This window comes from Burkholderia sp. ABCPW 14 (genome assembly GCF_001523835.1).
Classification (GTDB): domain Bacteria; phylum Pseudomonadota; class Gammaproteobacteria; order Burkholderiales; family Burkholderiaceae; genus Burkholderia; species Burkholderia mayonis.
The window spans coordinates 1-24,407 of the sequence record NZ_LOVS01000082.1; the positions used below are offsets into that span (position 1 = coordinate 1).

30 protein-coding genes and 2 tRNA genes are annotated in these 24,407 nt (G+C 65.5%); 12 read left to right on the plus strand and 20 right to left on the minus strand.

The window, feature by feature from the left end; genetic code table 11:
* Nucleotides 1-107: 107 nt before the first annotated feature.
* Together WS62_RS12015 and WS62_RS12020 are read right to left on the minus strand one after the other, a co-directional pair.
* On the minus strand, nt 108-605 hold the full coding sequence (locus WS62_RS12015; protein ID WP_066571033.1) for a lysozyme: 498 nt from the start codon (nt 603-605) through the stop codon (nt 108-110).
* Nucleotides 598-780: a hypothetical protein gene (locus WS62_RS12020; RefSeq protein WP_011881857.1), complete on the minus strand. Its 183-nt coding sequence runs from the start codon at nt 778-780 to the stop codon at nt 598-600. The genes WS62_RS12015 and WS62_RS12020 overlap by 8 nt, the downstream gene beginning before the upstream one ends.
* 220 nt (nt 781-1,000) lie before the next feature.
* Between WS62_RS12020 and WS62_RS12025 the strand changes: the two genes are divergently transcribed.
* Complete coding sequence (locus WS62_RS12025) at nt 1,001-1,810, plus strand: class I SAM-dependent methyltransferase (protein ID WP_197422818.1); 810 nt, start codon at nt 1,001-1,003, stop codon at nt 1,808-1,810.
* 43 nt (nt 1,811-1,853) lie between these two features.
* Here WS62_RS12025 and WS62_RS36290 read toward each other — a convergent pair whose 3' ends face one another.
* Genes WS62_RS36290 through WS62_RS12040 form a run of 4 tightly spaced genes read right to left on the minus strand, consistent with a single transcriptional unit; the run spans nt 1,854 to nt 4,842 of the window.
* Nucleotides 1,854-2,057, minus strand: coding sequence for a hypothetical protein (locus WS62_RS36290; protein WP_156440959.1), 204 nt, complete (start codon nt 2,055-2,057; stop codon nt 1,854-1,856).
* Nucleotides 2,058-3,311 carry a hypothetical protein gene (locus WS62_RS36295; RefSeq protein WP_156440960.1) on the minus strand — a complete coding sequence of 418 codons (1,254 nt, stop codon included), beginning with the start codon at nt 3,309-3,311 and terminating at the stop codon, nt 2,058-2,060. It lies immediately after the preceding gene.
* On the minus strand, nt 3,311-4,492 hold the full coding sequence (locus tag WS62_RS12035) for a baseplate J/gp47 family protein (protein WP_066571036.1): 1,182 nt from the start codon (nt 4,490-4,492) through the stop codon (nt 3,311-3,313). Before WS62_RS12035 ends, WS62_RS36295 begins: the two co-directional genes overlap by 1 nt.
* Nucleotides 4,489-4,842 carry a hypothetical protein gene (locus WS62_RS12040; protein WP_066571037.1) on the minus strand — a complete coding sequence of 118 codons (354 nt, stop codon included), beginning with the start codon at nt 4,840-4,842 and terminating at the stop codon, nt 4,489-4,491. Before WS62_RS12040 ends, WS62_RS12035 begins: the two co-directional genes overlap by 4 nt.
* A gap of 61 nt (nt 4,843-4,903) precedes the next feature.
* Between WS62_RS12040 and WS62_RS12045 the strand changes: the two genes are divergently transcribed.
* The 3 genes from WS62_RS12045 to WS62_RS12055 all read left to right on the plus strand — a co-directional run bounded on the left by WS62_RS12045 (nt 4,904) and on the right by WS62_RS12055 (nt 6,969).
* Nucleotides 4,904-5,182, plus strand: a complete 279-nt coding sequence (locus WS62_RS12045; RefSeq protein ID WP_066571038.1) for a type II toxin-antitoxin system RelE/ParE family toxin — start codon at nt 4,904-4,906, stop codon at nt 5,180-5,182.
* Between the two features lie 17 nt (nt 5,183-5,199).
* Nucleotides 5,200-5,499, plus strand: a complete 300-nt coding sequence (locus WS62_RS12050; protein WP_066571039.1) for a HigA family addiction module antitoxin — start codon at nt 5,200-5,202, stop codon at nt 5,497-5,499.
* 501 nt (nt 5,500-6,000) lie between these two features.
* A complete protein-coding gene (locus WS62_RS12055) occupies nt 6,001-6,969 on the plus strand; it encodes a tyrosine-type recombinase/integrase (protein ID WP_231748270.1) in 969 nt (322 codons plus the stop codon).
* Nucleotides 6,970-7,052: 83 nt separating this feature from the next.
* On the opposite strand, the gene WS62_RS12060 is transcribed toward WS62_RS12055, so the two are convergent.
* The 8 genes from WS62_RS12060 to ssuD form a co-directional block, all read right to left on the minus strand.
* Nucleotides 7,053-7,128 (minus strand) — tRNA-His (locus WS62_RS12060).
* 72 nt (nt 7,129-7,200) lie between these two features.
* Nucleotides 7,201-8,220: a tRNA dihydrouridine(20/20a) synthase DusA gene (gene dusA / locus WS62_RS12065; protein ID WP_066571095.1), complete on the minus strand. Its 1,020-nt coding sequence runs from the start codon at nt 8,218-8,220 to the stop codon at nt 7,201-7,203.
* 444 nt (nt 8,221-8,664) lie between these two features.
* Nucleotides 8,665-8,919: a hypothetical protein gene (locus WS62_RS12070; protein WP_066571041.1), complete on the minus strand. Its 255-nt coding sequence runs from the start codon at nt 8,917-8,919 to the stop codon at nt 8,665-8,667.
* A gap of 80 nt (nt 8,920-8,999) precedes the next feature.
* Complete coding sequence (locus WS62_RS12075) at nt 9,000-9,197, minus strand: iron ABC transporter permease (protein WP_066489672.1); 198 nt, start codon at nt 9,195-9,197, stop codon at nt 9,000-9,002.
* A 130-nt stretch (nt 9,198-9,327) separates the two neighbouring features.
* Nucleotides 9,328-9,543 (minus strand): TOBE domain-containing protein, encoded by a 216-nt coding sequence (locus WS62_RS12080; RefSeq protein WP_006026606.1) that lies wholly within the window; start codon nt 9,541-9,543, stop codon nt 9,328-9,330.
* An 80-nt stretch (nt 9,544-9,623) separates the two neighbouring features.
* Nucleotides 9,624-10,613 (minus strand): ATP-binding cassette domain-containing protein, encoded by a 990-nt coding sequence (locus WS62_RS12085; RefSeq protein ID WP_066571042.1) that lies wholly within the window; start codon nt 10,611-10,613, stop codon nt 9,624-9,626.
* Nucleotides 10,610-11,422 (minus strand): aliphatic sulfonate ABC transporter permease SsuC, encoded by an 813-nt coding sequence (gene ssuC, locus WS62_RS12090; RefSeq protein ID WP_066571096.1) that lies wholly within the window; start codon nt 11,420-11,422, stop codon nt 10,610-10,612. The genes WS62_RS12085 and ssuC overlap by 4 nt, the downstream gene beginning before the upstream one ends.
* A 17-nt stretch (nt 11,423-11,439) precedes the next feature.
* Nucleotides 11,440-12,597, minus strand: coding sequence for an FMNH2-dependent alkanesulfonate monooxygenase (gene ssuD, locus WS62_RS12095; protein WP_066571043.1), 1,158 nt, complete (start codon nt 12,595-12,597; stop codon nt 11,440-11,442).
* 351 nt (nt 12,598-12,948) lie between these two features.
* On the opposite strand from ssuD, the gene WS62_RS12100 reads away from it, so the two are divergent.
* Nucleotides 12,949-13,380 carry a hypothetical protein gene (locus WS62_RS12100; RefSeq protein ID WP_059597004.1) on the plus strand — a complete coding sequence of 144 codons (432 nt, stop codon included), beginning with the start codon at nt 12,949-12,951 and terminating at the stop codon, nt 13,378-13,380.
* A 345-nt stretch (nt 13,381-13,725) separates the two neighbouring features.
* On the opposite strand, the gene WS62_RS12105 is transcribed toward WS62_RS12100, so the two are convergent.
* From WS62_RS12105 to WS62_RS12115, 3 genes are read right to left on the minus strand one after another with little or no spacing between them, the layout of a single operon-like run.
* The gene (locus WS62_RS12105; protein WP_066571044.1) at nt 13,726-14,868 is read right to left on the minus strand and encodes an enoyl-CoA hydratase/isomerase family protein; all 1,143 of its coding nucleotides are present in this window, start codon (nt 14,866-14,868) and stop codon (nt 13,726-13,728) included.
* A gap of 33 nt (nt 14,869-14,901) precedes the next feature.
* Complete coding sequence (locus WS62_RS12110; RefSeq protein ID WP_442855079.1) at nt 14,902-15,234, minus strand: DMT family transporter; 333 nt, start codon at nt 15,232-15,234, stop codon at nt 14,902-14,904.
* A 10-nt stretch (nt 15,235-15,244) separates the two neighbouring features.
* Nucleotides 15,245-15,742: a heme-degrading domain-containing protein gene (locus tag WS62_RS12115; RefSeq protein ID WP_066571045.1), complete on the minus strand. Its 498-nt coding sequence runs from the start codon at nt 15,740-15,742 to the stop codon at nt 15,245-15,247.
* Between the two features lie 217 nt (nt 15,743-15,959).
* Here WS62_RS12115 and WS62_RS12120 point away from each other — a divergent pair.
* The 7 genes from WS62_RS12120 to WS62_RS12150 all read left to right on the plus strand — a co-directional run bounded on the left by WS62_RS12120 (nt 15,960) and on the right by WS62_RS12150 (nt 21,387).
* Nucleotides 15,960-16,036: transfer RNA gene (locus tag WS62_RS12120), tRNA-Met, on the plus strand.
* 329 nt (nt 16,037-16,365) lie between these two features.
* Entirely contained in the window at nt 16,366-16,911 is a 546-nt protein-coding gene (locus WS62_RS12125; protein ID WP_066571046.1) for an NUDIX hydrolase, read from the plus strand.
* Nucleotides 16,912-16,921: 10 nt separating this feature from the next.
* Entirely contained in the window at nt 16,922-17,689 is a 768-nt protein-coding gene (gene aat, locus WS62_RS12130) for a leucyl/phenylalanyl-tRNA--protein transferase (RefSeq protein WP_066489660.1), read from the plus strand.
* Nucleotides 17,690-17,722: 33 nt separating this feature from the next.
* Nucleotides 17,723-18,553: an arginyltransferase gene (locus tag WS62_RS12135; protein WP_066571047.1), complete on the plus strand. Its 831-nt coding sequence runs from the start codon at nt 17,723-17,725 to the stop codon at nt 18,551-18,553.
* 102 nt (nt 18,554-18,655) lie between these two features.
* Nucleotides 18,656-19,693 carry a quinone-dependent dihydroorotate dehydrogenase gene (locus WS62_RS12140; protein WP_066571048.1) on the plus strand — a complete coding sequence of 346 codons (1,038 nt, stop codon included), beginning with the start codon at nt 18,656-18,658 and terminating at the stop codon, nt 19,691-19,693.
* Between the two features lie 109 nt (nt 19,694-19,802).
* Nucleotides 19,803-20,597, plus strand: coding sequence for a cystine ABC transporter substrate-binding protein (locus WS62_RS12145; RefSeq protein ID WP_066571049.1), 795 nt, complete (start codon nt 19,803-19,805; stop codon nt 20,595-20,597).
* A 130-nt stretch (nt 20,598-20,727) separates the two neighbouring features.
* Nucleotides 20,728-21,387 carry an amino acid ABC transporter permease gene (locus WS62_RS12150; protein ID WP_059471678.1) on the plus strand — a complete coding sequence of 220 codons (660 nt, stop codon included), beginning with the start codon at nt 20,728-20,730 and terminating at the stop codon, nt 21,385-21,387.
* A 56-nt stretch (nt 21,388-21,443) separates the two neighbouring features.
* On the opposite strand, the gene WS62_RS12155 is transcribed toward WS62_RS12150, so the two are convergent.
* From WS62_RS12155 to rpiA, 3 genes are all read right to left on the minus strand, one after another.
* On the minus strand, nt 21,444-22,427 hold the full coding sequence (locus WS62_RS12155; RefSeq protein ID WP_066571050.1) for a Gfo/Idh/MocA family protein: 984 nt from the start codon (nt 22,425-22,427) through the stop codon (nt 21,444-21,446).
* Between the two features lie 102 nt (nt 22,428-22,529).
* The gene (locus WS62_RS12160) at nt 22,530-23,243 is read right to left on the minus strand and encodes a FadR/GntR family transcriptional regulator (RefSeq protein ID WP_066571051.1); all 714 of its coding nucleotides are present in this window, start codon (nt 23,241-23,243) and stop codon (nt 22,530-22,532) included.
* Between the two features lie 336 nt (nt 23,244-23,579).
* Nucleotides 23,580-24,275 (minus strand): ribose-5-phosphate isomerase RpiA, encoded by a 696-nt coding sequence (gene rpiA, locus WS62_RS12165; protein WP_066571097.1) that lies wholly within the window; start codon nt 24,273-24,275, stop codon nt 23,580-23,582.
* Nucleotides 24,276-24,407 lie beyond the last annotated feature (132 nt).

The window sequence follows — 24,407 nt, forward strand, 5'->3', positions numbered from 1 at the left end:
CGCGCGCTTGCTCGCGCGGAAGGTCGGCGACTCAGTGCGCGATTCGTGGTCCGGGTAAAAAACGTCCTCCGACAGCGTGCGGCGCGTCTCGTGAGTTTTCGCAGTCGTCATAGTCCGCGCTCGCACAATGCGCGCTCTTCAGCGCGGCGTTTCACCAGGCCGGGCAGCACGCGGCCGCCGGCCGTCACCCATTGCGGGCGCCGGTTGTCCGCCTCGTTCATCACGCGGCACGCGCCCTTCCAATCACCGGCGTTGAACCGCTTCGCCGTCGTGCTGCCGCAGTACGCCGCCGGCCCGACGTTGTAGGCGAAGCTCACCGCCGCGGCGAGCTGGTACGTGTGCCCTTTCAGCCCCGGCGTGCACTTCAGCACCGGCTCGGCATGCTCGATCAGCCGTTGCTCCAGGCGCGCTCGGCACTCGTCGGGGGTGAAGCGCTGGCCGGCGTGCACGTCTTTCGTGTCGCCGTTGCACGCCGTGATGATCCCGATCGGGTCCGGTCGCGCGACAAGTTCGAGCCCCTCGAACTTCGGGACCATGGAAAAAAGAAGGGCTGCCGCAGCAGCCCCCACAACACCCGCCAGTGTCTTCTTCGGTACGTTAGCCATCGAGCAATGCCCTCTTCCCTTTGTTCTTGATCAGGTAGTACGCCTGCAGCCCGATGTACGCGATCGTCGCGACGGCTACCCACCAGTTGATGTCGTGGCTGGTCAGCCACAGCCAGAAATTGCTTCCCACCGCCGGCGCCGCCTTCGCTGCGCTTACCGCGAGATCGTTCTTCATCAAGTCCCCGAAATGAAAAAGCCGCCCGAAGGCGGCCAGTTGCTAATCCCAAATCTTTCTGGCCCGTTCTGGGCATCTACCAACTGAGGTAATCCATGAAAACGAATCTGGCTTGGTGTTATGACCGGGGTATTGCACGGAATAATCCACGCGCAGAGCCCCCGCCTTTCCTTTTCAGCGTGATATTCTTTCGCGCGACGCACAAATGGAGACGAGGATAGTGAACCAGTTCCAATGTTGCATCTGCGGTCGCAATAATTCCGAGATAAATCAGGCGCATCGTGAATTGATGCTATGCGCGCAGTGCGGTAGCAACGCGCGCTTCAGGGGGCTGATGCTCGGCGTAATGCGCTATGCCTTCAACGAAGAGTCTAAGCCTCTGATCAAGCAGAGCGATCGCCGGAGTATCACGGCGATTGGGATATCTGACAGCGAAATCTACGCCTGGCCGTTGGCGGCGAAACTCTCATACGCAAATACCTACTACCACACCGAGCCGCAGCTCGATATATGCGACCTGAGATCGATCGACCAATATTCAAACATCGACCTGATCATTTGCTCCGATGTGATTGAGCACACCCCGCTGGCGCCGCGCAAGGTCCTTGAGAACATGCGCCGGATGTTGCGACCCGGTGGCATCCTTATTTTGTCAGCGCCGACTTACCACCTGCCAGAAACGATTGAGTGGTATCCCGATGCCGCCAGCCTTGAAGTCAAGGATTGCGGCGGCCGGCACGAGGTGCGCTGGTCCGATACGTCAGGTGCCAAGCACGTCGATTTCCGTCCGTGCTTCCACGGTGGCCCTGGCAGCACGCTGGAAATGCGCCTTATCGCGCATCAGGATCTGATACAGGCTGGCATGGACGCAGGATTCGAGGTAGAGACACTCGAATTTTCACCGGAGATAGGCTACGTCTGGCCCATCGTCCCCGAATACCCCGGCATCGCCGCCCCGATGGATGGCCGCGTCTTAGTGCTGAGAAGGCCGCACGAAACTCCGGTCAAAGGGCGCGGTTATCCACGATGAAGCGCGGAGCGTAGGTCAGCGCTTGCGACGGGCTGCAGTGAATTCAAAATGATGGCGCAGAGAAGGTAGCGCCGTCATATTTCCAACCCTGCTTCGGCTGAGTGGTCGAGCTCGAAATATCTACGAGCGCGCCCACAATAGCCGGAACAAACCTTTCCGAAATTGGTATTTCGTTGCTGTCGTCGTCCGTCAACGGACCAATAATTTCCGCTACCGTGCCTGAGCTAATGCGCGCGTAAGTCTTCATTTAAGCGAACTCCTCGATAATTGCGACGCCAGCGTAGCCAGCGCCACCTGCAGCCAGCGCCGCGCCCGCGTTGCTACCACCCCCGCTACCGCCTGCGCCATATCCGCCCCCCGCTGTCCCAGCTACGCTGGTAGCAGTCGAGATGATTGCCCCCAATGCGCCACCGGAATATTGAGTGCCGCCACCATTTCCGCTCAAGACCATGCCTGAGTTTGGCCACATTGCGGGGGCGCCCGGGCCACCCGCCCCATTGTAGACATTGCCGCCAGTACCGGTCCCGCCGGCTCCCCCTCCCTGTCCGCTTGGATATGCGACATTTGTTGACCAATTTCCACCCGAGCCACCAGTAGCAGAAAGCAGCGCCCCAAACGACGAGGTTCCACCGTTATTGCCCGTCGCCCCTGTATTGGACGGGCCACCGGTACCCACGGTTATGGCAGTTCCCGAGGTCGGGCCCATCAGGCTTACGGCAATACCTCCGGCGCCACCGCCGCCTCCAGTTGCAGCGCTGCCCGACGAGGAGGCGCCAGCCGGGCCACCAGAAGCGCCACCACCAACAACTGTCACCCGCTGGCGCGTGGTCAATGCCTGCGCACTAAACGTCGTCGCTCCCGTAGTCGTTGCTGCGCCGCCATTCACCGACACATACTGCGCGCCGCCAACGTTGGTGTAGACACTCGTTCTCAGCAATCTACCGGTTGCCTGGCCCAGCTGCAGCGCATGGTTGCTCTGCGTGGCAGCGGCGACTTGTTGTGCCCCACCCGCGCACTCCGTCAGGATCCATGCGCCATTTCCGGAGTTGACCGTCGATGCGACGACGTACTGGAAGCACGCGACGCCCTTGACGACCAGCTCGCCACCTTGAAGTGGCTGCAGAGCGAGTCCGTAGATCGGCTTAACGCCGAGGCCATCCACGTTCAGCGTCGACGCACCCGTGTTGGCGTTCGCGATGCTCACGTCAATGACGAGGCCGGAGGCGGTCGGGTAGGCAGGGAACGCAGCCAGGTTAGCAACCGCATACGTGTTCGCCGTGCCGGTGTCGGCAAGGACGGGATTCTGGCGGGCCGAGATGGCCACGGCCGTGGCAAGGTTCGACAAGAGTGTTGCCGTCGTGCCGTCATCCGTCGCGTTCTGGCCGGTTTGGTTGACGATGAACTGGGCGACTACCGCGGCCATGATGCTCGACTGGCGCCAGACCTTGTTGAGCTGATCCGACTGCGCGGTTCCGGATTGGAAGCCATTCAGGTCGGCCATCAGGTCACCGCCAGATTCACGCTCGCAGGCGTGCAAGACGCCGCTTCGTTGAACTGCAGCCCGTAGTCGGGCGTGCCGGCACCGCGCGGCCCGCTCAACGTCAGCCCGGACAGCTTGAAAGTCACGCCGCCGCCGACGCCGTTCGCCGCGGTAAGCGCGTCGCCCCACTCCACGCTGCCGGACAGGCCGCCGCCGATCTGTACGCCGTTGATGTAGTCCGATACCGCTTGCTGGATCTGCTGGCCGGTCTGTGTCGTGTAACCTGCGAGCGCCTTGAGGGTGACGGTTGCCGTGATCGGCGCGGCCGTCGGCCGGAAGAACTTGATAGTGATCGGCCGGCCGTAGACGTCCGTCACCACGACAGCGGTTGTGCCGTACGTCGGCGATCCAGGCGTCTTTTTGACAGCGATCGCGTTCGCGATCGCAGTTGCGTCGCCGCCTTCGATGACGAGCGAGATCGAGTGCCGAGGAAGGCCGTTTGCATCGGTCGCGTCAGTGTCGTTCTCGTATGGGACGTAGCGCGTGACGTCTGCAACGTTCGCCACCGCGCCGATGATCCCGTCGAGCACCGTCAGAGACGGGAGCGCCGTCGAAACCGTCTGGCGCTGACGCAACGCTGCGTCGGATTCGACCGGCGCGCCCGCAGCCGCGTCCGCCGGATTCGTCACCGTCTGCCAGCCGAACGCTGGCGTCGCGATCTGGTTGATCGTGCCGGCGCGCGCCGCGACGGCGCCGATCGTCGCGCACGTCGCCGTGACGGTGATCGTGCCGCTCGGCGGGATCGTCACGGTCGCCGGCAGCAGCCATTTCACGTCGTTGGCGTCCTTCGCCGCCCCGTTCGTGATCGTCGCGCCGGCCTGGCCGACGAGCACCAGGTCAGCGCTCGAGTACGATGCGACCTTCCGCGCGATGCCGTTGATCTTCACGTTGCTCGACAGCGCCGCGCCCTGCGCTGTGGCGGGGCTGAATGACTGGTAGATAGCGATCGCGACCGAGTTCACGTCGTTGATCGCCTTGGCGAACATGCCGAGCAGCTGACCGTCCTGGCTGTCCGGCTCCAGATACGTATCCGCGCCGTAGATTGCCCGGAACTGGTCCTGCAGGAACGAGAACACGTCGGCGTACGTCGGCGCCGTGATGCCGTTCGCGTCGATGGTGGGTGCGTGGGTCGTGAGAGTCACAATGTCGCCTGTACCGTGGTGGTGCCGTAGATAGTGTTGATCGTCGCGGCGACCGTGAGCGTGCGTGTCTCCGGGTCAACCGAGCTCGAGTAGCTCGCGATCTCGGTCACGCCCTGCGTGCCGAGGATGCGCTGGCGGATCGCTGCGTCGTAGGTGCCACCGGTGTACTTCCCGAGCACGTCGGTCGCCCACGGCATGCCCGCCGTCGTATCGATGAACCATTCACCGCGCAGCAGGCGCAGGCGCGTCAGAACGGCCTGCGCTACCGTCTCCGGCGTGTTCACGAGGAAGTCGGCCGCTCCTCCGCCGAAAACGTAGTCGCGTGCGGCGTCCAATCGTCGGTATCGCATTCGTACCCCAAAAACGATAGTAACGTTTGACGTTATTAACGCATTGCGTTACTATCAATCCATGATTACATCGTTCAACTGCCGTGACACTGAGGCGCTGTTCAATGGCACGCGGGTCGCCCGCTTCGTCAATTTCGAACGCGTCGCAATTCGCAAGCTCCAGCAGTTGCACGCTGCGACCGATCTGGACTTCCTCCGCATCCCGCCGAACAATCGGCTCGAAGCGCTGAAGGGGGACCGGCAAGGCCAATTCAGCATCCGCATCAACGACCAGTGGCGTATCTGCTTCAAATTCGCCAGCGGCCGCGCCTCTGATGTGGAAATCGTCGACTACCACTGACCAACCCGGAGAAAGTCATGACCCGAGAAGTACCCCTGGCGACGCCCGGTGAAATCCTGGCGCTCGACTGGCTGGAGCCGATGGGCATCAGCCAATACGCCCTCGCGAAAGCGATCAGTGTTCCGGCCCGTCGCATCAACGAAATCGTCAAAGGCGACCGTGCCATTACCGCAGACACTGCTGTGCGCCTCGGCGCGTTCTTCGGGGTGGATCCGCAGAACTGGATGAATCTCCAGACGCACTACGACACCGAACTCGCCAAGGAAAAGATTGGCGACGACGCGCTGCGCGAGATCCGAGAGCACGCGCACACCTGAGCGATCCCGCCCCAGAAACGACAAACCCCGCGCAATGCGGGGTTTTTTATTGGTGCGTCGCCTGCTCAGTTGTGACCCGGCCGGTGTTGCCGGCCTGTGCATCGGGGTGCGTGTGCGTGTCGTCGACGCACTTGACCGACGAAGGTGTGAAGGTGATCGCCGCAAAGCGGAAGAAAGGCGAGGCGCAGACGGTAAAGCTGCGCCACTGGTCGCCGCGGTTGGGCGCTGCATGGAAAGCCCGCGCGGCAGCATCGCCTGCTGCGTCGATCCCGGCAGGCTGGAAGATCGTGCCGACCGAGCCTACCGAGCAGATGATTGCTGTTGGAGTGGGGAAAGGAGACGCCGATTTCTATGGCGAGGCACTGGTAAAAGCCGAGGTGCGCTCCGACTATCAGGCGATGATCGCGGCCGCTCCGGCTCTCGCCAAAGTCGAGGAACCGGCAGTCATCTACCAGATCCTCACCGAGGAAGGCGCGTGGCTAGATGTGTCGCAGAAGGTCTATGAGCGGACGAAGAGCGATCCAGCGCTTACTCGCGTCGTCTATCGCGCACCGCAAGCCGATCGGCCTCGGTATGGACAAGATCGCGGCGATTCGCAAAGTGCTCGACATCATCGGCGCTACTGGCGATGCAGGAACGATCGGCAGACTATGGAGGGAGTTTCGGCAAACCGATCGCTGGAAGCGCTATGCGCCCGACACGCGCAAGGATTACGAGCAATGCGCCGGGCCGCTTCTATTGAGGTTCGAGAACGCGCGCGCTGCGGATATCGAGGCGCCGGACGTCGCGCGCTATCTTCGGATCGAGCGAAGGGATGCGCCGGTGCGCGCGAACCGCGAAATCGCCCTGCTCTCGAATCTCATCGGCTTGGCGATCGAGTTCGGTGAGGCAAAGATGAACCCTTGCCGAGAGGTCCGGCGCAATGAAGAGCAGCCGCGCACCGAAGCGCCGGATCGAGAGGACTTCATCGCGTTCTCGAGCTGGCTTGCAAAGCAGGGAGGTCAGCGTGCAGTGATGGGCATGGCGGCCGAGTATGCCGCGCTCGCCGGCAATCGCAAGATCGAATTCTTGGATCTGAGCTGGCCCCAGGTCGACCTAGAGGCCGGCCATATCCGTGTCAAGCGTGCGAAGCAACGCGGCAAGCGCCGCGGCAAAGTGATCGAGCAGATCGAGATTACGGACCCGCTGCGAGCTCTCCTGGATCGTCTCGCGGCGCTCCGCGGCGACAGGGAATGCCTGTACGTGTTCACGAACCGCTTCGGCACGCACTACACGCGCGACGGCTTCAAAGCATTTTGGGGAAAGCTGATGGCCGAGGCCATCGAGAAACAGGTGATCGCGCGCCGCTTCACTTTCCACGATCTCCGGGCCTACCATGCCACCCAGCACAAGGCGCAGCGCGGCACGTTCCCGACCTGCATTCGAATCCTCAGACTACAGCCAGGGTGTACGACCGCACGAAGATCGTGAAGCGGAAGGCGCTGTAAATTCCATTTTGTGGAATTTCAGCACTGTTCATCCGAACAGCAATCGCGCCAAGCGTTTGATTTTATTGGGGTGGCTGATGGGACTCGAACCCACGACGACAGGAATCACAATCCTGGACTCTACCAACTGAGCTACAGCCACCACTATTTTTTTCTCCGTTTGATTCGCCGCAGCAGGCTCACCAATGAAGAAGCGAGATTATACAAAGGCCGTTTAACTTTGCAAAGCCTTTTTTTCCAAAAATTCTTCCGCACTCGCCAGATACGTGCGCGCCTCGTCGAAGATCGACAGATCGCCGCGCACGAGACGCTTGTTGTCCGACAGCACGCGGCGCCAGCCGCGCGCACCCGCGACGCCGCGATACAGGCCGAGCGCATGCCGGACGATCGCGCCGAGATATGTGCCGCGCGCGAGTTCGGTCGCACAGTATTCGACGAGTTGCGCCTCCACTGCCTCACGCGTCGGCGCCGGCGTGGTTGCGCCGTAGAAGCGCGCGTCGACGTCGGCGAGCACGTACGGGTTGTGATAGGCCTCGCGGCCAAGCATCACGCCGTCGACGTGCCGCAGGTGCTGCTCGACTTCGTCGAGCGTCGTGACGCCGCCGTTGACGACGATCTCGAGCTGAGGAAAGTCCTGCTTCAGCCGATACGCATAGTCGTACTTGAGCGGCGGGATCTCGCGATTCTCTTTCGGCGACAAGCCCTTCAGGATCGCGTTGCGCGCATGCACGATGAACACGTCGCAGCCGGCCGCGGCGACCGTGCCGACGAAATCGCGCACGAATGCGTAGTCCTCGACCGCGTCCACGCCGATCCGATGCTTGACTGTCACCGAAATCGACACCGCGTCGCGCATCGCCTTCACGCAATCGGCGACGAGTTGCGGCTCGTTCATCAGGCACGCGCCGAACGCGCCGCGCTGCACGCGCTCGGACGGACAGCCGCAATTCAGATTGATTTCGTCGTAGCCCCAGCGCTCGCCGAGCTTCGCGGAATGCGCGAGATCCGCGGGCTCGCTGCCGCCGAGTTGCAGCGCGACGGGCGCTTCGTCGGGCGTGAACGCCAGATGGCGCGCGACGTCGCCGTGGAGCAGCGCGCCCGTCGTCACCATCTCTGTGTAGAGCCACGTGTGGCGCGAGATCGTCCGATGAAACGAACGGCAGTGGCGATCGGTCCAGTCCATCATCGGAGCGACGGACACTCGGCGTGGACTGGACGAAGACAAGGCAGACATAGGCGGTACGGAAAAGCGCGGCGGCGCGTGGACAACCGCGCATTTTACCGCAATGCGGCCGACGGGCCGGTTCGCGTGCCGCGCGGCGCGCCGTTCGCGCGTGCCGAATCCCAAACGCGAAAGCCCCGACTGCATGACGCAGCCGGGGCTTTCTTTTGCATCGGATCCTTTGGCACGAGGAGAAGATGCGCTATCAGTATATTCGACGCGTACCACGCGGCACGCCGGTTCTTTGTGACTATTTGTATCGCATTCAAGCGTTTTCGCGAGCACCGATCCAATTGTATGGATCGATGCGAATACCGCCATCAAAGGTGCGTCGACAGCCCTGCGACATCGACGAAGTACCTCCTCGAACCCGATGCCGCGCCCAATCGATTCGCGCCTCGCTCCCGCACGATCCGAGCGTGGATAGCCTGCGCGACCGCGTACGGAAAAAGTCCGTCAAACGACCCCCGCCCCCAGCAGTTCCCGATCGACCGTCGATCGCGCGACGGCGAGCGTCTGCTCGATCACCCTGCGCTCGCTGAGCAGCAGCCCGTCGATATGCACGAGCCGCCAGTCGATCACGACCGCGCCGCCCTGCAGCACCCGGTAATGGGCCTTCTCGCCCGCCCAAACCTGCTCGGTCTTCACTTCGATGTCGTAGCCCTTGTAAGGCTCGCCGAAGTCGCCGATGTCATTGCCTTTCGGTTCCATTTTGTCGCCTCCCCGATCCGGACGGACCATGCGCCGGCGCATACACGGGCAAACCCTGCGCCCGGCGTCTGCCGCCTCCGTCAATCGTACGCTTCAGATAGGTAAGCCTTGCCGTCGTCGGTGATGTCGACCCGGTCGGGGCCGCTCAGATAGACGAGGCCGTCGTTCAGGAGCTCCTCGAGCGGCAGCCGGAAACCCGTCGGCAACGGCCGACCGGCGCCGAACTGGTCGATCCATTTCAGCGCTTCGATCGCTTCGGGACTCAGGATAGGAAACATGGCCCGCCTCCGCCGTCGGTTTGATTGCATCCTAGCACTTTCACAAGTGCCGGGAAGAACGGCGAGGCCGGTGACCGGCCGGCGCGAGAGACCGCTCCGCGCCGGCGAGACGTTCAACGCAACCGCCCGCTCACAGGCGCGCGATCGATACTTCCGTCGACTTCACGAGCGCCACCACCTCGGTGCCGACCTTCAGCTCCAGTTCGTCGATCGAGCGCGTCGTGATGACCGACGTGACGATGCCGAACGGCGTGTCGACGTCGACCTCGGACACGACAGGCCCGCGGATGATCTCTTTCACCTTGCCTCGGAATTGATTGCGTACGTTGATTGCCGTGATGCTCATCGGGTATTCGCTCCGAATGGTTCGTCTGATTGATCGATGCGATCGGTCCGATCGCGTGGCCGCGCCTCGGCGCACGCCCGTCATACCGCCCAGCGCAGCCCGCCCGCCGCCGTCGCTCGACCGCGCATGCCGCCCTGATTCGCCGCGGCCGGCGCCGCATCCGCGCCCGTCAGCACGCGTTGCAGCACGCGATCCTCGAGCGCGGCGAACGCCGCCGACGCTCGCGCGCGCGGCCGGTCGAGCGGCACCGGCTGATCGAACGCGATCCTGCCCGCCTCGATGAGCAGAATCCGGTCGGCGAGCGCGACCGCTTCCTGCACGTCGTGCGTGACGAGCAGCGCGGTGAAGTGATGCTCGCGCCACAGGCGCTCGATCAGCGCATGCATCTCGATGCGCGTGAGCGCATCGAGCGCGCCGAGCGGCTCGTCGAGCAGCAGCAACTGCGGCCGGTGAACGAGCGCCCGCGCGAGCGCGACGCGCTGCCGCTGGCCGCCCGACAGTTGCGCGGGCCAGTCGTTCGCACGCGCGAGCAGCCCGACTTCGTCGAGCACCGCGCGCGCATCGTCCTTCGCACGCCGCCCGAGACCGAGCATCACGTTCTGCAGCACGGTCTTCCACGGCAACAGGCGCGCATCCTGAAACATGATCCGCGTGTCGAGCGCCCCGCCGTCGCCGCGCTTCACGAGCGCGCCGGCGCTCGGCGTCTCGAGCTCCGCGACAAGCCGCAGCAGCGTGGACTTGCCGCAGCCGCTTCGGCCGACGATCGCGACGAAGCTGCCGCGCTCGATCGACAGATCGACGTCGGCGAGCACGGTCCGCTCGCCGTAGCGCTTGCTCACGCGCCGCAGGCGCACCGAAGCGTCTTCGGCGGGCTCGCGAGCGTCGTCGCCGCGCGGCGCGCGGCGCAGTTCGCCGCCCGACGCGAACGGCAGCACGTGCGCGCCGCCGTCGCGCTCGAGCATCGCGGCGTCCTGCGCGTCGCCGTCCGTGGTGCGCGGCTGCGCGAGCTCGGCTTCGAGATCCGCGCCCGCGATCGGGCCGTAGGTGGCGGCCAACGTGGTTCCAGTCATGCCTGGGCTCCCGGTTGATATGCGGGGTGCCAGCGCAGCGTCGCACGCTCGAGCCACTTCGCGAGCACGTCGGCGAGCTTGCCGAGTGCCGCGTACAGCAGGATGCCGACCACCACCACGTCGGTTTGCAAGAATTCGCGCGCGTTCATCGTCATGTAGCCGATGCCCGATTGCGCGGAGATCGTTTCGGCGACGATCAGCATCACCCACATCAGCCCGAGCGCGAACCGCACGCCGACGAGAATCGACGGCAGCGCGCCCGGCAGGATCACGTCGCGATAGAGCGCGAAGCCCTTCACGCCGTAGCTCCTCGCCATCTCGACGAGACCCGCGTCGACCGACCGGATCCCGTGATACGTGTTGATGTAGATCGGAAAGAACACGCCGAGCGCGACGAGGAACAGCTTCGCCTTCTCGTCGATGCCGAACCACAGGATCACGAGCGGGATCATCGCGAGCGCCGGGATGTTGCGGATCATCTGGATCGTCGAATCGAGCGCGACTTCGGCCGTCTTCGAGAGTCCCGTCGCGAGGCCGAGCGCGAGCCCGACGCCGCCGCCGATCGCAAAGCCGACGAGCGCGCGCCACGTGCTGACCTTCACGTTCGCCCACATGTCGCCCGATTCGACGAGCGCCCACGCGGCGCGCACGACGGCGAGCGGCTCGGGCAGCACGCGGTTCGACAGCGCGCCCGAGCGCGCGCCGAGCTCCCACACGAGCACGAGCACGAGCGGCACGAGCCACGGCGCGATCGCGCGCGCGGCCTGGCCGGCGCGGCGGATCGCGAAGCTGGAGCGCGTCGTTGTCATGTCGATGTCCTCCATGCTCAGCTCTGGCTCGCCTTCGGCAGATACTGATTGCCGACGACTTCGCCGAACGGCCCCGACAGCGGCCCCGCGCGGCGCGCGTTGCCGCCGCCCTTGACGAGCGGGAACACGAGCTCGGCGAAGCGGTACGACTCTTCGAGGTGCGGATAGCCGGACAGGATGAACGTCTCGATGCCGAGCGCTGCGTATTCGCGCATCCGCGCGGCGACTTGTTCGGGATTCCCGACGAGTGCCGTGCCCGCGCCGCCGCGCACGAGGCCGACGCCCGCCCACAGGTTCGGATAAATCTCGAGTTCCTGGCGCGAGCCGCGCTTGCCGCCGTGCAGCGCGGCCATCCGGCGCTGTCCTTCGGAATCCATCTTCGCGAACGCCTGCTGCGCGCGCGCGATCGTGTCGTCGTCGAGCCGGCTGATGAGGCGTTCGGCATCGCGCCACGCTTCTTCCTCGGTCTCGCGCACGATCACGTGCAGGCGGATCCCGAACTTGATCTTGCGGCCGCGTTCGGCCGCGCGCGCGCGGATGTCGGCGATCTTCTTCTCGACCGCCGCGGGCGGCTCGCCCCAAGTCAGGTAGGTATCGATGTGATCGGCCGCGATCGCATGCGCGGCGGGCGACGAGCCGCCGAACCACAGCGGCGGATGCGGATGCTGGACGGGCGGATAGAGCAGCTTGCCGCCCTTCGCCTGCAGATGCTCGCCGTCGAATTCGACGCTGCCGTTCTGGTGCGATTCGGCAAGCAACTTGCGCCAGATGTGCAGGAAATCGTCGGTGATCGCGTAGCGCGTGTCGTGATCGGCGAAGAGGCCGTCGCCCTCGAGCTCGGCCGAATCGCCGCCCGTCACGACGTTGATGAGGAGACGCCCGCCGGAGAGCCGGTCGAACGTCGACGCCATCCGCGCGGACAGCCCCGGCGACGACAGCCCCGGCCGGATCGCGACGAGGAACTTCAGCCGCTTGGTCGCCGGAATGAGGCTCGACGCGACGACCCACGCATCCTCGCACGAGCGGCCCGTCGGCAGCAGCACGCCGTCGTAGCCGAGCGTATCGGCCGCGACGGCGACCTGCCGGAAGTAGTCGTAGTCCGCGGCGCGCGCGCCCTCGGCCGTGCCGAGATAGCGGCTGTCGCCGTGCGTGGGGATGAACCAAAACACATTCATGCGATGCTCCTGCCTGACTGATCGTGCAAAAAAATGGGCGACGGCGACGCGACGATGCGCGGTCGGACGCGGCACGCGCGACGCTCGCGGATGAGTTGGGGAACACATGCCGCAGCGGATCGCGCGGCGTGCGCGCGCTTTCGCGCGGTGGGCGGCTGGGCCGTCTCTGGGAAATCAGTCTAGGGAGCGCGGTTTCGTATAGGAACGATTTTTTTGAGCTTAGGTTTTCCGCTTTCGTGCTTTGCGTGCTGCTGCAGCGAATATGAGCGCACGGGCCCCTATAATGTCGCACCAAGTCCCTGACAACCCGGCGCGCGCCGCACGGTGCCGCGCCCTCACGTGGCGCTCTCGATGCAGAAAGTGATCCTGCCGTTTCTGTCCGGTTTCCTCGCCGCTCTCTTCTTCCGTGAGGCGACGCTCGCGCTCTTGCATACGGCGGGCCTCATCGAGGCGACGGGCTTCTCGACCGCGCCGTTCGCACCGCTCGGCATTCCTGAATTCGTCGCGAACGCGATCATGAGCGCGTGCTGGGCGATCCTGATGGCGTGGCTGCTGCGCGTGTCGCCCGAGCGCGCGGCGCCATGGGTGCCATCGCTCGTGTTCGGCGGCATCGTGCTCACCGCCGCGCGCGTGTTCGCGATTGATCCGCTGCGCGGCATCTGGCCCGCCGGCAACATGCTGCCGCCGCTTGTCGTCGGCTTCGTCGCGAACGCGATCTGGGGCTGGGGCGCGCTCGTGTTCATGCGCGCGTTCATGTCGGACGACGGCGGCGGCGACGCATGAGCGTCGCCCGTCGGGCTCGGCGTTCCATCGTCGTCACCGGGGCGTGACGCGAGCGTCGTTCATCGGATGATCGTGCGGTCGCCGGCGCAGATCGGCGCAGTCGACGACGAATCGACGTTCCGGCATCGCGTCGTCAAGTTATCGCCTGTCGTTAGGTCATCGCCCGGACCGATCGTCCGAGCGCTGGTCGCACGCCGATCCGACACCGGCCGTCGATCACGCGACGTCGTACGACGCGCCGCCCGCCTGCAGATATGAGGCGAAGCACGCGCTCCGGCAACGATCGAGCGCGGCGGGCACGTCGTCCGCCCGCGCTCGCGTCCCCCTACGCGCGCCGCGACGTCATCAGTCGCGCAAACCCATGAGCGGATGCTCGTGCGCGCGCCACGGGCTCTCGAACATCTTCGCGACTGCATCCGCGGTCACGTCCGGAACCGTCGGATAACGCCACTTCGGCGCGTGATCCTTGTCGACGATCACCGCACGCACGCCCTCGATCACGTCGCCGCGCGCGAACGTCGAGCGCGTCAGGTCGAGGTCGCGCCGCAGGCAATCGGCCATCGTCGCGCCGCGTGCGCGCTCGACGACTTCAAGCGACACCGCCATCGACAGCGGCGACAGCGAACCGCCGCGCATCGCGTCACGCGCCTTGTCGACCCACGCGGCGCGCACGGCGTCATCGCGCTCGGCATCGAGCGACGCGACGATCGCGGCGACGTCGGCGCGCGCGAAATGCTTGTCGATCGACGCACGCGCGGCCGCGAGCGCCGACGCGTCCGGCGCCGGCGTCACCGCGTGCCGCGCGGCGTCGGCCGCGACGCGCGCCGTCACCGCCGCGCCGTCGTCGAAGCGCTCGGCGCGCAACGCGTCGAGCAGCGCGGGCAGCGCCGCATCCGGCAGATACGCGTCGGCGAGCCCCGCGTACAGCGCGCCCGCCGCGTCGAGCGTCGCGCCCGTGACGGCGAGATAGCGGCCGAGCGCGCCCGGCGTGCGGGCGAGGAACCAGCTCATGCCGACGTCCGGAAAGAGTCCGATGCGCGTTTCCGGCATCGCCATCTTCGTCGAATCGGTCACGACGCGCAGCCCGCCCGTGCGCTTCGCCGCCTGCGAGATGCCCATCCCGCCGCCCATCACGACGCCGTGCATCAGCGCGATGTACGGCTTCGGATACGTGAAGATCGCGTGGTTCAGCGAATACTCTTCGATGAAGAACGTGTCGATCGACGATTGATCGCCGCGCCGGTGCGCATCGTAGAAAAAGCGCACGTCGCCGCCCGCGCAGAACGCACGCGGATGCGGGCTGTGGATCACGACCGCGAGCACGTCGGGATCGTCGCGCCACGCATCGAGCGCGCGATGCAGCGCGCGGATCATCTCGGTCGACAGCGCGTTGAGCGCCTGCGGACGGTTCAGTTCGAGAAAGCCGATGCGGTTCGCGACATGCGCGCGGACGTCGGCTTGCGGAGAATCGTTATGGGAAGCGTTCATGGCAACGGAAAGTGAAGTGAGCGGGCACGACCGTCAATGCGCCTGCATCTTCGAAAAGAGATTGAGCACCGCGACGCCCGAGACGATGAGCGCGAGCCCGACGACAGCGGGCCAGTCCGGCACCTGCCGATAGAGGACGACCGCGACGAGCGTGATGAGCACGATGCCCGCGCCCGACCAGATCGCGTACACGATGCCGACGGGCATGCTCTTCAGCGTCAGCGACAGGCAATAGAACGCGGTGCCGTAGCCCACGGCGACGACGAGCGTCGGCCAGAGCCGCGTGAAGCCTTCAGCCGCGCGCAGCGCCGACGTGCCGATCACCTCGGCGACGATCGCGATCGCGAGCCATGCGTAACCTGGCAGTTGCATCGCGTCAGTTCCTCTTGAGTGCAAACGCGTCGTACGCGTGGCCGAGCTGCGCGCACAGCGCCTCGACGACGAGTTCGTGGTCGCCGCGCTGCGGCAGCCCCGACACGGTGACCGAGCCGATCACGCCCGCCCCTGCGACCGTCAGCGGAAACGCGCCGCCGTGCGACGCGTATTCGGCGACGGGCAGCCCGTGCTTGTCGGCGAGCGTCGCGCCCGCCTGCTGCATCCGCAGGCCGACCGCATACGAGCTGCGCCGGAAATGCGCGACGACGTTGCCTTTGCGGCGCGCCCAGTCGACGTTGTCAGGCGTCGCGCCGTCGAGCAGCGCGAAGAACAGCGGCTGGCCGAACGTGCGCACGTCGATCGCGATCGCGTGGCCGCGCGCGAGTGCGAGTTCGCGCAGCTGCGAGCCGAGCGCCCACGCGCGTGCTGCGTCGAACTGCGGGAACACGAAGGTCTTTTCCTGTACGGCGATCGACTGCAGATCGAGAGCGATGTCCATGAAGCGTGTGTGCGAACGATAGCGAAAATACGGAAAGGGAAAGGCCGCTCGCATCGGGCGGCAGGCGCGCTGCGCGGCCCGTGCGACGCGGCCGACGGATCGCCCGATTCTAGCGCAGCACCGCCTTGGAACCGTTCGAGCACGGCGGCGAATAGAAATCGGCGGCAAGGTGTTGCAATTCTTCGGGTAACTCCTTATAATTTCACCCTTCGACGGACGCGGGGTGGAGCAGTCTGGCAGCTCGTCGGGCTCATAACCCGAAGGTCGTAGGTTCAAATCCTACCCCCGCAACCAAGCCAGATTTCGCAAGCAGCGCTCAGTGCTGCACGAGCATGCGAAAACGGATGAATCCACGTCGAATCCGATCAGAAAGCCCGCCCTCCACGGTGGGCTTTTTGCTTTTTCGGCGCCTGCGCGATTGCGTCGCCGATCTGCATCCGGGCGCCACCGCACATCGTCGGCGCGAAGCGTGCAAACGGAAATCGGGAAATCGCGGCGGCGCGAAACGCAGGCGGCGTACCGGGCCGCCGCGCCCGCCCGTTCGGCGTCGCGCTCGACAGCGGGCGTTCGAGGATGCCGTCGCCCGGTGATACACTCGCATCACCATTTCCCATCCCCTTCCTATGAAATTCTGTTCCGTTTGCGGTCACGAAGTCATCGCACGCATCCCGCCGGGAGACAATCGCGAGCGCTTCGTCTGCGACCATTGCGGCACGATCCACTATCAGAACCCGCGCAACGTCGTGGGCACGATCCCCGTCTGGGGCGATCAGGTGCTGCTGTGCCGGCGCGCGATCGAGCCGCGCTACGGCTACTGGACGCTGCCCGCAGGCTTCATGGAGATGGGAGAGACGACGGCCGAAGCCGCCGCGCGAGAGACGCTCGAGGAAGCGGGCGCACGCGTCGAAGTGCAGAATCTCTTCACGCTGCTGAACGTGCCGCACGTTCATCAAGTGCATCTGTTCTATCTCGCGCGCCTCGTCGATCCGTCGTTCGAGGCGGGCGAGGAAAGTCTCGAGGTGCGGCTCTTCGGCGAGCCCGACATCCCGTGGGACGAGATCGCGTTCCCGACCGTCAGCCAGACGCTGCGGTTCTTCTTCGCCGACCGCGAGGCGGGCGACTACGGCGTCCATACGGGCGACATCTTCCGCTCGCTGCGCAACGGCTAGGCGCGCGCGCATGGTCCCCTGGCTCGGTCCCGACGATCCGTTTCCGAGCGTCGAGCGCGCGCTCGGCGCGGCGAGCGGCGCGCCCGGCCTCCTCGCCGCGAGCGCGGACCTCTTGCCGTCGCGCCTGATCGACGCGTACCGGCGCGGCATCTTCCCGTGGTATTCGGACGGCCAACCGGTGCTGTGGTGGAGCCCCGATCCGCGGATGATCCTCGCGCCGACCGAATTCAAGATCTCGGCAACGTTCAGGAAGACGCTCAAGCGCGTGCTGCGCGAGCCGCGCTGGGAGATCCGCGTCGACTGTGACTTCGCCGGCGTGATGCGCGCGTGTGCGCAGGCGCCGCGACGCGGGCAGCGCGGCACGTGGATCACCGCGGAGATCATCGACGCGTATTCGTCGCTGCACCGCGCGGGCGACGCGCACAGCATCGAGACCTGGCTCGACGGCCGGCGCGTGGGCGGCCTCTACGGCGTGTCGTTCGGCCGGATGTTCTTCGGCGAATCGATGTACGCGGACGTGAGCGATGCGTCGAAAATCGCGTTCGCGGCGCTCGTCGCGCACCTGCGCGAGCACAGGGTAGAAATGATAGACTGCCAGCAGAACACGTCGCATCTGGCGTCGCTCGGCGGCCGCGAGATCGCGCGCAAGGCGTTCGTCGCGCACGTGCGCCGCGCCGTCGGCGAGCCGGCGATACCGTGGCGGTTCGACAAGACCGTGGTCGCCGGGCTGCTCGGCCATGCCGCTTCGGCGACGGCAACGGATACGTTGGATCGTTAGCGCGGCAAAACATCAATACATCGAGAGCTGCCCATGACTCATCCCACTGAGCTGCCGCTTTCACCGCTTTCGGCGTTGCAATTCTATGCGACGGCCCCCTACCCGTGCAGTTATCTGGACGGGCGCATCGCGCGCTCGCAAGTCGCGACGCCGAGTCATCTGATCAATTCCGACATCTACACCGAGCTCGTGAAGGCGGGCTTCCGTCGCTCCGGCGTGTTCACGTACCGCCCTTACTGCGACGGCTGCCGCGCGTGCGTGCCGGTGCGCGTGCCGGTCGACGCGTTCACGCCAAACCGCACGCAGCGGCGCACGTGGAAGCGCCATCGCGCGCTCATCGCGACCGTCTCGCCGCTCCACTACGACGAGGAACACTACGCGCTCTACATGCGCTACCAGTCGGCGCGCCACGCGGGCGGCGGCATGGACCGCGACAGCCGCGATCAATATGAGCAATTCCTGCTGCAGAGCCGGATCAACTCGCGGCTCGTCGAGTTCCGCGATCTCGATCCGCCCGAGAACGGGGCGAGCGCGCTGCGGATGGTCAGCATGATCGACATCCTCGGCGACGGCCTGTCGTCCGTCTACACGTTCTTCGATCCGGACGAGCCGCACGCGAGCTACGGCACCTACAACATCCTCTGGCAGATCGAACAGGCGAAGAGCCTGCGCCTGCCGTACGTCTACCTCGGCTATTGGATTCGCGAGAGCCCGAAGATGGCCTACAAGGCGAACTTCCATCCGCTCGAAGGGCTCGTCGACGGCCGCTGGAAAGTGCTCGACCCGACGCTCGTCGACCTGCCGCCCGTCGATGCCGCGCTCGGACGCGCGCCGCTGCCGGGCGGCCATTCGGGCACGCGCTGACGGCGTGAGCGGCGCCCACGCCGCGCCGCCCGCGGAAGGCACGGCGGCGCTTCTCGGCTAAAATAGCCGGTTGTCAATTTTTCGGCTGCCGCCGCCTCGTCCGTGTTCAGCTCCCTCTATCCGCTTGCCCGCGCATCCCTCTTCAAGATGGATGCGGAAGACGCCCACCATCTGACCCTGCGCATGCTCGGCGCCGCGGGCCGCACCGGCCTCGCGTGCGCGCTCGCCGCGCGCGTGCCCGACGCGCCGCGCACCGTGATGGGGCTCACGTTCCGCAACCCGGTCGGGCTCGCGGCCGGTCTCGACAAGGACGGCGCGGCAATCGACGGCCTCGCCGCGCTCGGCTTCGGCTTCATCGAGGTCGGCACGGTCACGCCGCGGGCGCAGCCCGGCAACCCGCGCCCGCGGATGTTCCGGCTGCCCGAGGCGCAAGCGCTCATCAACCGGATGGGCTTCAACAACAGCGGCGTCGACCAGTTCGTGAAGAACGTCCAGGCGGCGCGCTACCGCGGCGTGCTCGGCCTGAACATCGGCAAGAACGCCGATACGCCGATCGAGCGCGCGGCCGACGACTACCTGTACTGCCTCGAGCGCGTCTACCCGTTCGCGAGCTATGTAACGATCAACATCTCGTCGCCGAACACGAAGAACCTGCGACAGTTGCAAGGCGCGGGTGAGCTCGACGCCCTCCTCGCCGCGCTGAAGGACAAGCAGCAGCGCCTCGCCGACCTGCACGGCAAGCTCGTGCCGCTCGCGCTGAAGATCGCGCCCGATCTCGACGACGAGCAGGTAAACGAAATCGCCGCGACGCTCTTGCGCCACCAGATCGAAGGCGTGATCGCGACCAACACGACGCTGTCGCGCGAAGCGGTGAAGGGCCTGCCGCACGCCGACGAAGCGGGCGGGCTGTCCGGGCGGCCGGTGTTCGACGCGTCGAACGCGGTGATCCGCAAGCTGCATGCGGCGCTCGGCGACGCAGTACCCATCATCGGCGTGGGCGGAATCTTCTCCGGCGAGGACGCCCGTGCGAAACTCGCGGCGGGTGCGTCGCTCGTGCAGTTGTATACGGGTTTCATCTATCGCGGCCCGGCGCTCGTCGCCGAGTGCGTGAAGGCGGTCGCTCGCGAGCGCGCGCGGTGATATAGAAATAAACAAAGGATATTTAGATATCGATTGCCATTTCGCTATCATTGCGCGATCGATATCAAGGCCTCATCGAAGGTCTCATCCCAGGCAAGGAAACAACACGATGAAAATTGCGTCGCTGAAGAAGCTATTGGTCGCCGGCCTGATCGGCGCGTCGTTCGTCGCCGCCACCGCGCACGCCGCGGACCTGCTCGACGAAGTCAAGCAACGCGGCACGCTGCGGATCGGCCTCGAAGGCACGTTCCCGCCGTTCAACTCGAAGAACCCGCAAGGCGAGCTCGTCGGCTTCGACGTCGACATCGCGAAAGCGATCGCGGCGAAGCTCGGCGTGAAGCCCGAATTCGTCACGACTGAATGGAGCGGCATCATCGCCGGCCTGCAGGCAGGCAAGTTCGACGTGATCGTCAACCAGGTCGGCATCACCGACAAGCGCCGCGAAACGCTCGACTTCTCGCCGGCGTACACGTTCTCGTCCGCGCAACTGATCCAGCGCAAGGACGACACCCGCCAGTTCAAGTCGCTCGAGGAGCTGAAGGGCAAGAAGCTCGGCGTCGCGCTCGGCACGAACTACATGGACATGGCGAAGTCGGTGCCGGGCATCGACGTGAAGACGTATCCGGGCGCGCCCGAATACCTGCGCGACCTCGCGGCCGGCCGGCTGGATGCGGCGCTCAACGACCGTCTGATGCTCGCGTATCTGACGAAGACCTCGCAGCTTCCGCTGCGCCCGGGCGCGAACGTCGGATCGGCGAACCCGTCGGGCATCCCGTTCAAGAAGGGCAATCCGAAGTTCGCGAAGGCGATCGCCGACGCGATGACGCAGCTCGAAGCCGACGGCACGTTCACGAAGATCTCGGACAAGTGGTTCGGCATCGACGTGACGAAGCCCGTCAAGTGAGCGCGTAGTCGCGTAGTCTTGCCGCGCCCATCCGGCGGCGAACGAGGGCGGCATCCGCAACGGTGCCGCCCTTTGCATTGCGCGCCCGGTTTATGATTGCGCTTTCGCGCAAGCTTCGTCCTCGCTTCACATGTCGATCACTTCTCTCCTCGTCCAGTCGCTTCCGGTCCTGCTCCAGGGCGCGCTCCTGACCGTCAAGTTCGCCGTGCTGTCGATGGTGCTCGGCCTCGTCGGCGCCGTCGTGCTCGCGCTGATGGGCATCGGCCGCAGCGCGGTCCTTGCCGGCCTCGCGCGCGCTTACGTGAGCGTGATGCGCGGCACGCCGCTCCTCGTTCAGATCTTCGTCATCTATTACGGACTGCCGAGCCTCGGCATCTCGCTCGAACCGACGCCCGCCGGCGTGATCGCGCTGTCCGCGAACGTCGCCGCTTACATGTCCGAAAGCATGCGCGGCGCGATCAACGGGATCGACAAGGGACAATGGCTCGCGGCGTACAGCCTCGGGCTGTCGTGGCGGCAGACGCTGCGCTACGTGATCGGCCCGCAGGCGCTGCGGATCGCGGTGCCGAGCCTGTCAAACAGTCTCATCAGCCTGATCAAGGACACGTCGCTCGTGTCGGTGATCACCGTCACCGAGCTGCTGCGCAGCGCGCAGGAGATCATCGCGTCGACCTATCAGCCGCTGCCGCTCTATCTCGCCGCGGCGGCCGTCTACTGGGTGCTGTGCCAGATCCTCGAATGGGTGCAGCGCTGGTACGAGCGGCGGCTCGCGTTGCCGAGCCGGCATTGATCGGAATTGTTGCGCCGACGCGCGCATCATGCGGGCCAACGCGCCCGCGTCGCCAATCAATCCATCGGATAGCGTACGCCGAGCGCCGCGCGCGCCGCGTCGGTCATCGCGATCATCCGCCGCGAATGATCGTGCGTCATCACCGGGCTCTCGAGCGCTCCCGCGCGCAGCAACTCGCAGAAGTGCGCGGTCTCGTAGTTGAGGCCGCCGCCCTCGAACGGCTCGTCGAGCTCGACGACGCGGCCGTCCGCGTAGCGGATCGTCGCTCGCGCCGGATTCCACCAGTTCTCGTGAATCGTCACGTAGCCGCCCGCCGCCGCAAGGAGCGCGTCGCCGCGCCCCATCACGTCGAGCCCGCAGAATAGCTGCGACACGCCGCGCTCGTGCCGCGCGTTGACGCTCGCGAACACGTCGACGCCCGTCGCGCCGACGCTGCCGAGCGTCTGCACGTCGAGCGGCGCGCCGAGCCAGTCGACCGCAAGAAACATCTCGTAGATGCCGATATCGAGCAGCGCGCCGCCCGCCTGCTCGAAGCGGTAGACGGGATGCTCGGCCGGCACCGTCGACGACGCGCAACCCGCGCGCACGAGCGCGACGTCGCCGATCGGATCGCGCTCGAGATGCGCGCGCAGCGTCCGGTACAGCGGATAGAACGGCGGCTTCATCGCCTCCATGAACAGGCGCTTCTCCGCGCGCGCGACGGCCAGCACCTCATCGAGCTCGCGCGCGTTGACGGTCGCAGGCTTTTCGCAGAGCACCGCCTTGCCGGCCGCGAGCGCCGCGCGCGCGTAGCGCGCGTGGCTGTCGTTCAGCGTCGCGATGTACAGCGCATCGATATCGGATGCGAGCAGCGCGTCGAAGCTTGCGCAAGGCGCGCCGCCGTGCGCGCCGCAAAACGCGGCGGCCGCATCGGCGCGGCGCGCCCACACGTGCGCGAGCGCGGCGCCGCGCACGTGCGCGACGCTCTGTGCGAACCGGCGCGCGATGCTGCCCGCGCCGACGATGCCGAAGCGAATCGGCGTCGGTTGATATTCGGTCATCGAGTCAATTCCGTGTCGCTGAGGAAATCCGGCGTCGGGCCCGCAGCCCGGCCGACCGTCATGATAAACGGCCGGCATCCGGCATGCGACACGGCGCGGCGCTCAATTGCGTTCGGGCACCTCGACTGCGAAGTCGCGCATCTCCTCTGCCGTGTAGTCGATCAGCTCGAGCGCGGCCGCTTCCGCCTCGCGCGCATCGCGCCGTTCGATCGCCTCGACCACCCGCCCGTGCGACTTGAGCGCGAGCGCACGGATGTCGTCGCGCCGGCTCATTCGCGGATTCACGACGCGCAGCGCGCCGCGAATGATCGCCGCCATTTGTTGGAAGAACTGATTGCCGCTCGCATGCACGATCCGCGTATGCAGCAGCTCATCCGCCTCGTCATATGCCGGTGTCCCCGGCTCGGCCAACTTGAATAGCTCGAATGCCTCCCGTATGCCCGCGATCTCGGCCGCGGTCGCGCGGCTTGCCGCCTGCGCGGTCGCGCGCGGCTCGATCAGTGTCCGAAACTCGATCACGTCGCGCATGAACTGCCGATCCGGCTTGGCCCGGAAACGCCAGTTCACGACGTCTTCGTCGATCATCCTCCAGTGGTTCATCGGCCGCACGCGCGTGCCGACCTTCGGACGCACGTCCAGCATGTCGCGCGCCAGCAACATCGAGAGCGCTTCGCGCATCACGGTGCGGCTGACGTCGAACTCTTTCGACAGCACGTCCTGCGGCGGCAAGACGCCGCCATACTTGTCCTCGACGATTCCCGTGACAAGCCCATCCATCACTTTACTGACCAGTGACCGGTCCTTTCCCTGCTCCATGAGACCTCTCCCCGAACATCACCTGTGTTGGCACAATGCCCTCGCAGTCTCGCCGGCCCTCTGTATCGAAATGACGTGACTTTCAGCTTTGTTCTTATGAACGATACGTTGCTGAGTTCGTCGCAATTCCGCTATCTGGAAAACACCTGACAGGGTAATCCCTCTTACTATATCCAGAAAAAAACAACCCCAAAAAAAGAGGTCCAGCAAGCTTGTTGCAAGCTCGCCGGACCTCGGATTGAAGGGGTGCCGAAAGCGTCGGCAATCAAAGTTCTTATGATTGGATTTAACCAACTTAATTGCTTTCGCGCATCGAATTCATTCCTGAATGATTGATTAATACTTGGCGTAGCGCAGTGTTTCGACGCCGTGTTCCGTGCCGAGCAGGCACAGGTCCGCGCCGCGCTCGGCGAACAGGCCGACCGTCACGACGCCGGGCCAGCCGTTGATCGTCGCTTCGAGCGCGCGCGGGTCTTCGATGCGCAGGCCCTTCACGTCGAGGATCTCGTTGCCGTTGTCCGTGACGTACGGCGTGCCGTCCTGCTTCACGCGCAGCACGGGCACGCCGCCGAGCACGGTGAGCTGGCGGCCGACCGCGGTGCGCGCCATCGGCACGACCTCGACGGGCAGCGGGAACTGGCCGAGCACCGCGACGCGCTTGCTCGCGTCGGCGATGCAGACAAACGTTTCGGCGACCGAAGCGACGATCTTCTCGCGCGTCAGCGCGCCGCCGCCGCCCTTGATCATCGCGCCGCCGCCGTCGATCTCGTCGGCGCCGTCGACATACACTTGGAACGACTCGATCTCGTTCAGGTCGAAGACCTTGATGCCATGCGACTTCAGGCGCTCGGTCGTCGCCACCGAGCTCGACACCGCGCCGCGATAGCGGTCCTTGACGGCCGCGAGCGCGTCGATGAAGCAGTTGGCGGTCGATCCCGTGCCGACGCCGATCACCGCGCCTTCCGGCACGTTATCGATCACGTATTGGGCAGCGGCCTCGCCGACGAGGCGTTTGAGTTCGTCTTGTGTCATGAGAAGCGTCAAGCAATCGAAGTGCGAAAAACGCAAGTTTACCGGAGACGCTCCGCTCGACGTTTTTTTTCGATCCGACGGCGGCGGCAAGGCAACGCGTCGCCGCCGCGACGCTTGGCCGTTTGGATCAGT